Genomic DNA, 13,591 nt, shown 5'->3' with positions numbered 1-13,591 from the left:
CCGCCACCACCACTGCGATGGCCAGTACGAGCAAGGCTGCGGCCACCAGCAGAAAGCGCTTCTTCATCGTGTCATCGTCTCCAGGGATGGGGGCGGGCCCATCCTAGCGCATGGCTTGGAGTCCTCTCCGGGGGGGATTCGTCGCCTCGTGAAAACTTCACCACAGGTGAATCCACTTCTACTAGGATTTTTCTCCTCTGCAGGAGGAGTCATGAAGAACCGTCTTCTTGGTGCGCAGGTGTCCTGCGCGCTCGCGCTGTTGGCTGGGCTCGTTGGCGGGCCGGTGCTGGCGGATGCGCCCTCGAACCAGGCCCCGTCGGTGGACACGTACTACGGGGCGTTCTCCACTTCGGAGCCGATCGCCGTCCCCACCTTCCACGGACTGGAGCCCTCGCTGCGGCTCACCTACAGCTCGACGGGAGGGAGCGGCGCCGCGGGCGTCGGTTGGGGCCTGGAGGGCTTCTCCACCATCGGACGGGCCAGCTCCGGCAAGGGTACGCCGCGTTATGACGGAGGCGACCTCTTCCTGCTGGACGGGCAGGACCTGGTTCCGTGTCCCGCGGGCAGCACCAGCCCGAGCTGTACCACGGGAGGCACGCACGCCACCCGCATCGAGAGCTACCAGCGAATCAAATATGACGCCGCGGCCAACACCTGGACGGTGTGGCGCAAGGACGGCACCCGCCTGACCTATGGCGCGCTCTTCCAGGCCTACAGGGGCGGCACCTTCGTGGGCACCTTCCGCTGGGGGTTGAACAGCGCGGTGGACACCTCGGGCAACACCGTCAGCTATGGCTGGTGGTGTGACGGGAGCCCGGCCCAGGAGTGCTACCCGGACAATGCCAGCTACAACGGCACGCTGGTGAAGCTGTACTACGAGCCGCGGCCGGATCCGGTCTCCTATGGAAACGGCTCGAGCACGCTGGGGTTGTCGCGCTACCGGCTCAAGACGGTGGACGTGACGACGAGCGGCAGCCGGGTGCGCGCCTACCGGCTCTCCTATACGGCGAGCACCAGCCCCACGCGCTCGTTGCTGGCCTCCGTGCAGCAGTTCGGCCGGGACGCCACGGTGGATGGGAGCGGCACCGTCACCGCGGGCACGGCCCTGCCGGCCGTCAGCCTCTCCTGGCCGCAGGAGGGGCAGCGCTTCGGCGCGGTGTCCAACTGGGCCAACAATCCCTACCGGAGCAGCCCGGAGTGGACGCGCTTCGGCGACTTCAACGGGGATGGCCGCACCGACATGCTCCAGCAGTACTACAACGACAACTACGTGTTCCTGTCGACGGGCAGCGGCTACGCGGCGCCGGTGAACTGGGCCAACAACCCCTACCGGGGAGAGGCCGAGTGGACGCACTTCGGTGACTTCAACGGCGATGGCCGCACCGACATGCTCCAGCAGTACTCGTATTACAACTACGTGTACCTCTCCACGGGGAGCGGCTTCGCGCCCGTGAGCAACTGGGGCTACAATCCCTACCAGGGCACCACCTCCGCCTGGACGCGCTTCGGCGACTTCAACGGCGATGGCAAGCTGGACCTGCTCCAGCAGTATGGCAACGACAACTACGTGTTCCTGTCCACGGGCAATGGCTTCGCGGCGCCGGTGAACTGGGGCAACAACCCCTACCGGGCGGGGGATGCGCAGTGGACGCACTTCGGTGACTTCAACGGCGATGGCCGCACCGACATGCTCCAGCAGAACTCGTATTACAACTACGTGTACCTCTCCACGGGGAGCGGCTTCGCGCCGGTGGTCAACTGGGGCTACAATCCCTATCAGGCGGGGATCGCCGTCTGGACGCGCTTCGGTGACTTCAACGGGGATGGCAAGCTGGACCTGCTCCAGCAGTACTACAACGACAACTACGTGTACCTGTCCACGGGCAATGGCTTCGCGGCGCCGGTGAACTGGGCCAACAACCCCTACCGGGGAGAGGCCGAGTGGACGCACTTCGGTGACTTCAACGGCGATGGCCGCACCGACATGCTCCAGCAGAACTCGTATTACAACTACGTGTACCTCTCCACGGGCAGCGGCTTCGCGCCCGTGAGCAACTGGGGCTACAATCCCTACCAGGGCACCACCTCCGCCTGGACGCGCTTCGGGGACCACAACGGGGATGGCAAGCTGGACCTGCTCCAGCAGTACAGCTACGACACCTATGTCTATCTGACGAACCCCGGCCACCTGCTCATGTCCTCCATGTCCAACGGGCTGGGGGGCACCACGGCCATCGGCTACACGCCGTCCACGGCCTGGAGCAACACCTCGCTGCCCGTCGGGTTCGTCCTCCAGACGGTGTCCTCGGTGCAGGGGTGTGATGGACGGGGCAGCTGCTCGACCACCCGCTACAGCTACCAGGGCGGCCTGTGGTCCTCCAGCGAGCGGCGCTTCCTCGGCTTCCGCAAGGTGACGTCCGTGCTGGACGCGGCCGGCAACTACACGGAGACGTACTACCACCAACACGTGGGCTGCATCTCCAAGCCGGAGGTGACGTACTACCGGGACGCGAGCGGCAACCTCTTCAAGTACTCGACGTTCGGTTACTCGGAGAACGCGGTGGCCCCGTACACCTCGCTGATGACGCAGCGCTGGGAGTACGAGTGCAACCAGACGTCCTCGTGCCGGCGGACGCTGTTGCAGATCGGCTATGACCAGTACGGCAACGGCAACCTCACCTACGAGTACGGCGACTATGACGTGGCCGGGGACGAGCGGACGTCGCTGCGCGGCCTGTACCCGAACACGGGCGCGTACATCGTCGGGATGCCCGCGTACGAGAACATCTACGCGGGCATTGGCACGGGCGGCACGCTGCTGAAGCAGACGCTGCACGAGTACGACGGCAACGGCACCTACGCGGCGGCGCCGGCCCGGGGCCTGGTGACGCGGCAGCTCGCGTGGAACAACCAGACAGGAGGCTACGTCACCCGCGGCTTCGGCTACGACGCCTGGGGCAACCGCACCTCGGAGACGAACGAGCTGGGGGCGGTGTCCCGCTCGGAGTACGACGCCACCTACCACGTGCACGAGACGCGGCGGTGCAACGCGCTGGGCCAGTGCTCCACCAAGACGTGGAACGGCGTGCTGGATTTGATCCAATCCGAGACGGACATCAACGGCAACGTCACCACGTACGTGCACGACGCGCTGGGGCGGCCCGTGCAGACGCTGCTGCCGGACGGGAGCACGGAGAGCTTCGCGTACCTGGACTGGGGCAACCCCTGGTTGCAGCGGGTGCGGCGGACGGTGTCCGACGGGACGGCGGACGGGCTGTGGTCCGAGGTGTACGAGGACGGGCTGGGCCGGCGCTACAAGACGGTGAAGGAGGGCGGGGCCACCCAGGAGTCGCTCTACAGCGATGGCTCGTCGCGGGTGTGGAAGAAGTCGGCGTGGTACGCCCCGGGTGAGACGCCGCGCTACCAGGTGTTCTCGTTCGACGGGCTGGGCCGGCTGCGCACGGTGACGAACCCGGACAACACGGTGGGCCAGCGTGTGTATGGCAATGGGTACGTCGTCAGCTATGACGAGCTGGGCCAGGAGAAGGTGGTGTGGACGGACGCCTACGGGCGGATGTCGCAGGTGCGGGAGAAGAATGGCTCCACGTACCAGTACACGGCGTATGTGTATGACTTGCTGGGCAACCTGACGCGGGTGACGGACGCGGCGGGCAACGTCACGTCGGTGAGCTGGGACTCGCTGGGGCGCAAGCTGGCGGGGTGCGATCCGGACACGGGGTGCAGCAGCTTCACGTATGACGCCGCGGGACGGGTGTTGACGCACCGGGATGCCAAGGGGCAGGTGACGTCCTACTCGTATGATGCCCTGGGCCGGCGGCTGACGAAGACGCTGGCGGACGGGAAGCAGACGCGGTGGGTGTATGACGAAGCGGGGCGGGGCGCGAGCAAGGGGACGCTGACGAGCGTGGTGGAGCCGATTGGCGGCGAGTCGCGCGTCTACGACGTGGCGGGGCGGGTGACGTCGCTGACGAAGTGCGTGAGCGGCACCTGCTACACGCTGGGGTATGCGTATGACGCGGCGGGGCGGCTGTCCCGGCTGACGTACCCGGATGGCGAGGTGGTGCCGTACGGGTATGACGCGGCGGGGCGGCTGAGCAGCGTGGGCGGCTACGTCAACGCGCTGGGCTACAACGCCCGGGACCAGCTCGTGTCGGCGGCCTACGCCAACGGGACCACGGCCAGCTACAGCTACGCCGACACCCGGCAGTGGATGACGGCGGCCTCCGTGAGCGGACCCGGCGGCGCGGTGTTCCAGGCCAGCTACGCCTACGACGCGGGGGGCCGCGTGACGAGCATGTCCTCGTCCACGCATTCCCTCGCCAACCTGTCCTACTCCTATGACTCGCTCAACCGGCTCACCGGCGTCTCGGGCAACCAGTCGCAGGGCTTCGTCTACGACGCGCTGGGCAACATGACGTGGAACTCGCAGGTGGGCACCTACCAGTACGGGGACGGAGCCCACCGGCACGCCGTCACCGGGGCCGGCGCCACCGGGTACGGCTATGACGTGAATGGCAACCTGGTCTCGGGCGGCGGCAGGACGCTGGAGTGGGACGCGGACAACCGGCTGGCACGGGTGACGGCGGCCAGCGGCACGAGCTCCTTCGCCTATGACGCCAACGGCCAGCGGGTGATGAAGACGAGCGCCTCGGGCACCACGCGCTACTTCGGCGCGCTGCTGGAGCTGGGCCCCTCGGGCCTGACGAAGTCCTACTACGCGGGCCCGGTGCTGGTGGCCCGGCGCGACGGCTCGGGCGCCACCTGGTACCACCAGGATCACCTCGGCTCGGTGCGCGCGCTGACGAACGCGTCGGGACAGCGGGTGGCCACCCTCGACTACTCGGCCTTCGGAGCGAAGGTGGCCTCCAGCGGGAGCGTGGCCAGCACTCGCGGCTACGGCGGGCACGAGACGGACGAGAGCGGGCTCGTCTACATGAATGCCCGCTACTACGATCCGCAGCTGGGCCGCTTCATCTCCCCGGACACGGTGGTGCCGTCCCCGGACAACCCGCAGGCGCTCAACCGGTATACGTACGTCTACAACAACCCCATCTCCAACACGGACCCCACGGGCCACGTGCCGGTGGTGGCGGCCATCGCCACGGCGGTGAGCGTGGGCGTGGCCACGGGCTTCGCCGGCACGGCCTTCGTCATCTCCGTGGTGGGCGCGGCGACGATGACGGTGGGCTATGTGCTCAAGGACCCGATGCTGATGAGCATCGGCGGCGTGCTGCTGGGCGCGGCCTCGGCGTACACCTTCGGGGCGGGCTTCCTCGGAGACAAGCTCACGGCCCAGGCGGCCTGGGCGGGAGGCTCCGTCTCGGCGCTCACCTCACCCGTCAGCCCGCTGGACTCCGATCTCAAGCAGGCCATCGGCTGGGCCTATACCGCGCAGAGCCTCTTCTACGAGTTCAAGCAGTTGGACGAGAACATCAAGAAGGGGGCGGAGAAGCTGCGGGAGAAGTTCGATCCCGACGCCATCCGCGCCAAGAAGGATGCCGCCATCAACGGCCTGTCGGCGGACAAGAAGGCCCTGATGAACGATCCCTCCAGGTGGAAGCCGTGGCAGCGGCAGTACGGTGAGGCCATGGAGATCGTCACGGGTGGCGCGCTGACGGCGGGCGAGGCCATCGCGCTCAACTCCACCGGTGGGCTCGTGGGGCCGGGCGGAGGGCTCTCCACGCAGGTGCTGGACGTGGCCGTCGGGTGGATTCCGGGAGTGAGGGCGCACGGCGTGCTGCACGACGCCGCGGGCTTCCTGGGTGGCGAGATGTTCGGGGTGGGCCCCGGCTACCTGTACGTGGGCCCCGGCAAGCATACGTACAACTACCTGGGCATGAAGAGCCATTGGCCGATCTCCGGGCAGTTGGAGGGCCTGACCGGCACCGGCGGCCAGTCCGTCTCCGCGCTGTTCCCCCGCTTGTTCTGAGCGGGAGCGTCCAGGTCTGACGGTGGGCCTGCCCCGGTGTTGGCTCCGGGGCAGGCCGGGGCGGTGTAACATCCGCTTCATGCTCGCCTACCTGCGCCGCTGGCCGCTGCTGGCACTGCTGCTCGTGCCCGGGGTTGCTCCCGCCGGGGACTTCGTCCCTCCCGAGGTGCAGTTCTCCCTCCAGCACCTCAAGTCCGAGGAGAAGGCCCGTGCCGCGCAGGCGCTCGGTCCCCTGGAGGATCTGCCCCGCTATCAGGTCCAGCTCGAGGTGGATCCGAAGACGCGCAAGGTGAAGGGCCATCTGCGCGTGGAACTGTCCGTGCGCACCCGTCCGCTGGACGCCGTCCACCTGCGCGTCACTCCCAATGCCTTCGACCCACGGGTGGAGCTCTCCGAGGTGAAGGTGGACGGGAAGCCGGTGAAGCCGGAGCGTCCCGAGGACGGCCTCTACCGTCTGCCGCTGGCCAGCCCCGTGGCTCCAGGGGGCTCGGTGGTGGTGGACCTGGACCTGGAGGCGCGGGTGCCGCGTGCGCAGCCCGGCTCCACGTCGCTGCTGGGCTCGCTCGGCGCGTCGGGTGGGGGAGGGGATTACGGTGCCTTCGCCGCCATGGACGACTTCATGAGCCTGGTGGGCGTGGTGCCCCTGGTGCCTCCCCTCGACACGAGCGGCAACCCCTGGGCCGGCCCCTCGGGCGTGGGCGACCTGGCGCTGTACGAGCCCTCGAACGTGCTCGCCAACGTCACCGTTCCCCCGGGCTGGAAGGTGTTCGCCACGGGCGTCCCCATGGGCGAGCTGCCCCAGAAGGACGGCCGCATCCGCTACACCTTCGCCGCGGGCGCGGTGCGGGACTTCCCCGTGTTCGCCTCGCGCGGCTACCAGAGCGCCACCACCACGGTGAATGGCGTCACCGTGGAGAGCCACTTCGCCGCCAGGGACACCGCGGTGGGCAAGCGCGTGCTGAAGTACGCCAGCGACGTGCTCACCGAGTTCGAGCGCCGCCTCGGGCCCCTGCCGTTCAAGTACTTCCGCGTGGTGGAGGCCCCGCTGTCCGGTGGCGCGGGCGGCATGGAGTTCCCCGGCCTCGTCACCGTGGGCACGTCGCTCTACCGGGCGGCGGCGGACCCGAACAGCGTGCTCCAGGGCGTGCCGGGCATGGGGCAGATGCAGCAGCTCCTGGAGTCCATGGGCGGGGACGCGGCACCGCTCGCGCAACTGGGCCAGTCGCTGGAGCGCACGCTCGAGTTCACCGTGGCCCACGAGGTGGCGCACCAGTACTTCGCGGGGCTGGTGGGCTCGGACCCCATCCACATGCCGGTGGTGGACGAGACGCTCGCCCAGTACGCGGCGCTGCTCTACATGGAGTGGAAGCACGGGCGCGCGGTGGCGGACCGGATGCGCGAGGAGACGCTCGTGGGCTCCTTCCACCTGTACCGGCTCTCGGGCGGCAAGGATGCCCCGGCGGACCGGCCCACCTCCGAGTTCGACGACTCCATGCAGTACGGCGCGCTGGTGTACGGCAAGGCGCCCCTGCTGCACCACGCCTCGCGCAAGCTCGTGGGCGACGAGGCCTTCTTCAAGGCCCTGCGCTCCTACGTGGACGCGTACCGCTTCAAGTGGACGTGCCGGGACTGCTTCACCCGCGAGCTGGCCAAGGCCAGTCCCTCGAAGGCCCGGGAGCTCGAGCAGCTGCGCGTGCGCTGGTGGCAGGAGGCCCACGGGGACGAGGACCTCGGCAAGCCCAACATGGGCGCCATGCTCGGCGCCGGCATGAATGGGCAGGACCTGGACCCGGAGACGCTCAAGCTCATGGAGGAGCTGCTTCCGGGCCTGATGAAGGGGCAGGAGTAGGCGCTAGTCGAACAGCGCCTGCACGAACTCCTTGGGCTCGAAGCGGCGCAGGTCGGCGACCTTCTCGCCGACGCCCACCCACACCACGGGCAGCTTCAGCTCGTCGGCGATGCCGATGATGACGCCGCCCTTGGCCGTGCCGTCCAGCTTCGTCAGCGCGATGGCCGTCACGCCCACCGCCTCGTGGAACTGCCTGGCCTGCTGGATGGCGTTCTGTCCGTTGGTCGAGTCCAGCACCAGCAGCACCTCGTGGGGAGCCCCGGGAAGCGCCTTGTCGATGACGCGCTTCACCTTCTTCAGCTCGTCCATCAGGTTCACCTTGGTGTGGAGCCGGCCCGCCGTGTCAGCGATGACCACGTCGGCGCCCGAGTCCTTCGCCTTCTTGATGGCCTCGAAGATGACCGAGCTCGGGTCCGCGCCCTCCGCTCCCTTCACCAGCTCCGCCTTCGCCCGGTCCGCCCACACGTCCAGCTGTTCGGTGGCCGCCGCGCGGAACGTGTCGCCCGCGGCCAGCATCACCTTCTTGCCCTGGCCCGTCAGCTTCGCCGCCAGCTTGCCGATCGTCGTCGTCTTCCCCGCGCCGTTGACGCCCACCACCATCACCACGTGCGGCGGGCCTCCTCCCTCCAGCGTGCGCGGCACCGGCAGGTCCACGATGCGCGTCACCTCCTCGCGGATGAGGTCCTTGATGCGGTTGGCGTCGCTCAGCTCGTTGCGCTTGAGCTTGTCGCGCGCCACCTCCACCAGGGTGGACGCGGTGCGCACGCCGATGTCCGCCGTGAAGAGGATCTCCTCCATCTCCGCCAGCACCGACTCGTCCACCTTGCGGTTGGAGCCGAACAGCCCGTTGAGCCGCGCCATGAAGCCCTGGCTGCGCGTCTTGTCCAGGCCCTGCGCCAGCGTCCGGCCCGCCTCGGCCTCAATCTTCGCCCGCGCCGCCGCCTCCTCCGCGCGCCGCGCCTCCTCGGCCGCCGCCGCCTCCCGGGCCTTCTGCTCGGCCACCAGGCGCTCGGCTTCCTCGCGCTCGCGCTTGCGGCGCTCCTTCGCCTCGTCCTCCGCCGCCTTCTTCGCGCGGTACTCGGCGCGCTTCTCCTCCTCCTCGCGCTCCTTGAGGGCCCGGACCTCGGCCTCCAGGCGGGCCCGCTCGGTGGCGTCCGTGGCCGCCTTCGCGGCGCGCGTGGCCTCCTCGCGCTGACGGGCGAGCGTCTCCGCGCGGGCGTGGATCTCCTCCGCCTCGCGCAGCCTCGCGAGCTCCGCCTCACTGGGCGGCAGCTCCACGCGCAGTTGCGGAGTCTCCGCGGGCAGCTCGGGCTTCTCCTTCGCGGGCGGCGGCACCGGCTTGCGGCCGGGCTCCTCGGGGCGCTTCTTGAAGAAGAGCTTGCGCGCCGCGGCCACCATCAGGGCGACGACGAGCACCGTGAGGCCCACGCCCACCACCGTGTCCCCGGTGCCGCCCTGGGGCGGCGGGGGCGTGCCCGTCTCCGGTACCCCGGGCTGCGTCCGAGGGGGCTCCTGGGGCAGCGGAGCGGGCTGCGGCGACGGCGCCTGCGCGAGGAGGAAGGGGAGGGCAGTGGGCGTCTTCATGGCGCGCACCGCATACCTCAAGATGCCTCCGCGAGTCCCACCCATCCTTCAGCCCCCGCCACACGGCCAACACGTCCCCGGCCCCTCGGGGCCACGGACGGGAGACAGACGGGCGATGGACGGTCCACGGGCTGGTGGATGCCGTGCCGGGAAGCCGCTAGAACCAGGGGGCCATGCGCCGTCCCACGCTCCTCGTCCTCCTCGGTTCCGCGTCCCTTCTCAGCGCCTGCATCGTCGAGGCCCCCGGAGGGGCCAGCCCCAACGAGCGGCGCCAGGCCGTGGTGTCCCAGGTGCCGCCGCTCTCGGTGCGCAACGGCGCCAACTTCGAGGACCGGGTGGAGCTGGTGGCCGCCACCATCCAGCCCGGCCGCATCGCTCCCAACGAGGGGGCTCGCGTCACCGCCTACTTCAAGGTCCTCAAGCCCCTGGAGGAGGACTACATGGTCTTCGTCCACGTGGAGGACGCCGAGGGCCGCGGGGAGCGCGTCAACGTGGACCACAAGCCGGCCGGAGGCCTCTACCCCACCACCCAGTGGAAGCCCGGCGAGACGGTGAAGGACGAGTTCAACATCTCGCTCCCGCCCGGCTCCGCCGCCCGCGCCCTCAACATCTGGGTGGGCTTCTGGGACCCGAAGACGGACGCGCGCCTGCAGCTCAAGAATCCCGAGGCCGTGCGCAACGACGGGCGCAGCCGCATCCTGCTCGCGCAGGTGCCGGTGGCGCAGCCGTAGGTACAGGGAAAAAAACCGGAGTGGCCCTGTAAGCCGAGTCTTGTCCCCACCCCTTTCGGGATGGGCGGTGAACATTCATCTAGGGCCCTGGTTGCCCAGGGGCCTCATCAGCGAGCAACCCGAACGCATGGGGCGGGCAACCCCTGTCCCCTTTCGAGGACGCGCTCCTATTGGCTCTTGCTCCAGGTGGGGTTTTCCGTGCCGCTCGAGTCACCCCGAGCGCGGTGCGCTCTTACCGCACCGTTTCACCCTTACCGGCCCCTCGCGGAACCGGCGGTTTGTTTTCTGTGGCACTGTCCTGCGAGTCGCCTCGACTGGCCGTTAGCCAGCACCCTGCCCTCTGGAGCTCGGACTTTCCTCCCGTCACCCGTTCCAGCGGTGACCAGCGTTCACCCGGACCACTCCGGCACTCGCCTCATACAACAGAGGAGGGGCCGAGGTCACTCCGGCAGGGGACCCGCCGTTCACATCCGCTCGTCGATGGCCCGGTTGCTCATCTCGTCGGCCGCCTTGTTCTTCTCGCGCGGCACGTGGGCGAGCTTCACCCGGGAGAACTCCTTGAGCAGGGCCGAGGCCTCCTCGTAGAGGGGGCGGAGCGTGGGGCTCTTCACCTGGTAGCGCCCCTGGAGCTGGCGGATGAGCAGCTCGCTGTCGGCGAGCACCTCCAGCTCCTTCACGCCCAGGCTCCGGGCGTGCTTCAGGCCGAGCAGCAGGCCCATGTACTCGGCGTAGTTGTTCGTCTGCACGCCCAGGAACCTGCCGAGCCGGGCCACCACCCGTCCCTCGGCGTCCACGAGCACCGCGCCGGCCCCGGCGGGACCCGGATTGCCGCGGGCGGCCCCGTCCGAGAAGAGCTTCAGGCTCGAGGGCACCCCGGCCGGGCCCGTCGACTCGGTGGGCAGGGGAGGGGGCGTCCGGGCCGGGCGTCGCGGCTCGGCGGCCGGAGGTGCGGGCGCACGGGGAGCGAGCTGGCTGGCAGCGGCTTCCAGGAGGCGGCCCAGGTCCTCGCGGGTGAGGCCCGGAAAGGCGCGCACCGTCCCCGAGAGCGGCTCCTCGCGCCCGATGTGGCGGAGGATGTCGGCGAGATCCGGTGCGGCCATCGCGCGGGCGCTACTTCGCCGCCGGCGTCTCGAGCGCCTCGACGGCGTAGATGATGCGGTTGCAGGACGGGCAGATGTCCGTGCCGAGCGTCACGCGCAGGGTGTTGTAGAGCTGCGGGGGCACGTTCATGTTGCAGCCCTGGCAGGTCCCGGCCACCACGCCCACCATCGCCGGCAGCTTCTTCTTGCGGATGGTCTCGTAGCGGCGCAGCAGCGTGGCGTCCACGCCCGCGGCCACCGTGGAGCGCTTGCCCTCGAGCGTCTTCACCTGGCCCTCGGCCTGGCTCTGCTTGCCGCGCAGGTCGGTCATCCGGGCGGACAGCTGCTCCTGGCGGGCGGAGAACTCGATCTCCTTGGCCTTCACCGCCTCGCGCGCCGCGCCGAGGGTCTTGGTGATCTCCACCAGCTCCTCGGACATCGTCTGGTTCGCCTTCTTGGCGATGTCGATCTCCCGGGCGAGGGCGGAGTATTCGCGGGTGGAGCGCTGCTCGGCGAGCCGCGCCTCCCACTTCTTCACCTTGTCCTTCTCGTCCGAGATGTTCTGCTCGAGCGTCGTCTTCTGCCGCTCGATGTCGGCCACCCGGGTGCGCTCCGCCTCGATGGCGCTGCGCGCGGCGCCCAGCTCGCGCTCCAGCTCCGCCAACTGCCGGGGATGCACGTCCGCGGCCTTCCGGAGCGAGGCGACCTCGAGGTCCACCTTCTGCAGCTCCGCCAGCGCCTTCAGTTTCTCCCGCAAAATCGCTGCCTCCATGGGGGGCCCTACCGCGGGGCCCGCGCTCTTCTACCAACAAGGATCTGCACGGTCCAACGCACAAATCGATCCAGTGTCATCCCTCGTGTTGCGAGCAAGCAGCCCGGGTTGGAGCCGCCGCGCGTTCCCGGGGGCCCGGCGCCGGCCCGGATGGCCACCATGCAGGGGGAGTATCGCCCGGACGTAACAGGTCATGCCCGCCCCAATGAAGCGACCGATGCCCGCCGTCCCCCGTTGGGGGCTTGACTGGTAGACGTCTATCAGTGAGGTGGTTTTTTGTGTGTTGATGTGTGTTTTGGTGGTGGTGTCTACCATTGCCCCGGTGGTAGACGTCTACCAGTGCGGGCAGGGTCTCCGCCGGGAAGGTCAGCCTGGGTGCGTACACCTGGGAAGAGGTTCTTGCCGGGAGGCCTTCCATGCGCCCGCCTTCACCCCCCGCGTCCCCTATACCCCCCGCGTCCCCTGACGGGCAGAGGCTCGCCCACTGCGTGGTGCTGACACTGGCTTTGCTGATGCTGGGCGGGTGCGCCACGGGTGCGCCGCTGCCCGGGCTGTTCGCCAGCCCCCGCCCCCACCACCTGATGTCGGCCTTCTTCACCCAGGCGCGCCCTCCCGGGTCCGTGGACTCCGCGGGGACGGCCCTGCCGCCCGGGGACGTCCCTGCGCTCGACGAGGAGGATGACCCGGAGGACGACGTCGATGAGGGGCATGGTGCCCCGGCCATGACGGCGGATGCACCCCGGGACGAACCCGGCTCGCGGGGACGCCGCCCGGGGCGAGAGGAGGACGCGCCGCTGGAGGACGGAGTGGAGGGCGCTGTGGGCTGGAGGGATGGCGTGGGGGAGGGGCGCCCCTGGCCGGTACCCTTCAGCGTGGACCACTTCCAGGGCCTGCTGGTGCAGGTGGGCGTGGCCCCTGAAGTGCTACCGGAAGACGGGAGCACCCTGTCGCCCCAACAGGCGGTGCAGCTGTTGGCCCACCTGCTGGAGGCGGAGGCGGGGCTTTTGGAGTTTCCCCGCCAGCGCATGGCGGCGCACCTGCTGCTGGAGGTGGCCACGGGCGAGGGGCCGGTGACGCGCGAGGAATTGCACGCGCGCATGGACCGCTTCCACCGGCTGCGGGTGGTGCGGCCGGACGGCTACCTGGTGCGGGCGGTGACGGGCGAGGCGGTGCAGCGGGCCGGCGAGGTGCGGTGGGCGCCGGACGGCACACTGCGGGCGGGCCGCTATGAGGTGGGCTCCTTCTACGCGGTGGAGCAGGAGCAGCTGTGGCCGGTGGACACGGGGCTGGAGATACCCCGGGGCGCGAAGCCCCTGGGCCCCTACGTGCCGGATGACGGCGTGGTGCTGCCAGCACTGGAGGGAGCGGGGCTGGCGCTGGGGGACACCCTGGAGGGCGTGAGCCGGCTCGTCTTCCACCCAGGCGAGAGCCTGGAGAGCCTGACCCAGCTACCGGGAGCGGTGCGCGTGCTCTTCCAGAATGCCCCCGAGTATTGGGAGGCCTTCCGCCAGAGGCCACGGGGCGAGCAGGTGCGAGAGGTGTCGCGGCTGCTGGCGAACGCGCTGCTGACGGTGGGTACCTCGGGAGCGGGTGCGGTGAAGGCGGTGACGTGGGGCGAGAAGCTCG

The 13,591-nt window shown here is 69.5% G+C and carries 6 protein-coding genes, 1 other RNA gene and 1 pseudogene; 4 read left to right on the top strand and 4 right to left on the bottom strand.

Features of this window, described 5'->3' with window-relative positions; all coding sequences use genetic code 11:
• Positions 1-211: 211 nt before the first annotated feature.
• Together AC16DP_RS30300 and AC16DP_RS30295 are read left to right on the top strand one after the other, a co-directional pair.
• Complete coding sequence (locus AC16DP_RS30300) at positions 212-5,950, top strand: FG-GAP-like repeat-containing protein (protein ID WP_483956902.1); 5,739 nt, start codon at positions 212-214, stop codon at positions 5,948-5,950.
• A 79-nt stretch (positions 5,951-6,029) separates the two neighbouring features.
• The gene (locus tag AC16DP_RS30295) at positions 6,030-7,799 is read left to right on the top strand and encodes a M1 family aminopeptidase (protein ID WP_329729301.1); all 1,770 of its coding nucleotides are present in this window, start codon (positions 6,030-6,032) and stop codon (positions 7,797-7,799) included.
• A gap of 3 nt (positions 7,800-7,802) precedes the next feature.
• Here the strand turns inward: AC16DP_RS30295 and ftsY are convergent, their stop codons facing one another.
• Complete coding sequence (gene ftsY / locus AC16DP_RS30290) at positions 7,803-9,383, bottom strand: signal recognition particle-docking protein FtsY (RefSeq protein WP_329729300.1); 1,581 nt, start codon at positions 9,381-9,383, stop codon at positions 7,803-7,805.
• A 173-nt stretch (positions 9,384-9,556) separates the two neighbouring features.
• Here ftsY and AC16DP_RS30285 point away from each other — a divergent pair, with 173 nt between their 5' ends.
• Positions 9,557-10,114 (top strand): hypothetical protein, encoded by a 558-nt coding sequence (locus AC16DP_RS30285; RefSeq protein ID WP_329729299.1) that lies wholly within the window; start codon positions 9,557-9,559, stop codon positions 10,112-10,114.
• Positions 10,115-10,127: 13 nt separating this feature from the next.
• Here the strand turns inward: AC16DP_RS30285 and rnpB are convergent.
• The 3 genes from rnpB to AC16DP_RS30270 all read right to left on the bottom strand — a co-directional run bounded on the left by rnpB (position 10,128) and on the right by AC16DP_RS30270 (position 11,950).
• Positions 10,128-10,519, bottom strand: an RNA gene (rnpB, locus tag AC16DP_RS30280) — RNase P RNA component class A.
• A gap of 59 nt (positions 10,520-10,578) precedes the next feature.
• On the bottom strand, positions 10,579-11,214 hold the full coding sequence (locus tag AC16DP_RS30275) for a ribonuclease HI family protein (RefSeq protein ID WP_329729298.1): 636 nt from the start codon (positions 11,212-11,214) through the stop codon (positions 10,579-10,581).
• Positions 11,215-11,224: 10 nt separating this feature from the next.
• Positions 11,225-11,950, bottom strand: coding sequence for a zinc ribbon domain-containing protein (locus AC16DP_RS30270; RefSeq protein ID WP_329729297.1), 726 nt, complete (start codon positions 11,948-11,950; stop codon positions 11,225-11,227).
• Between the two features lie 503 nt (positions 11,951-12,453).
• Here AC16DP_RS30270 and AC16DP_RS30265 point away from each other — a divergent pair.
• Positions 12,454-13,591: pseudogene (locus AC16DP_RS30265) on the top strand (hypothetical protein); the annotation flags it as partial.

Source organism: Archangium sp. (assembly GCF_057119385.1).
This window is presented reverse-complemented; position numbering and strand designations above follow the sequence as displayed.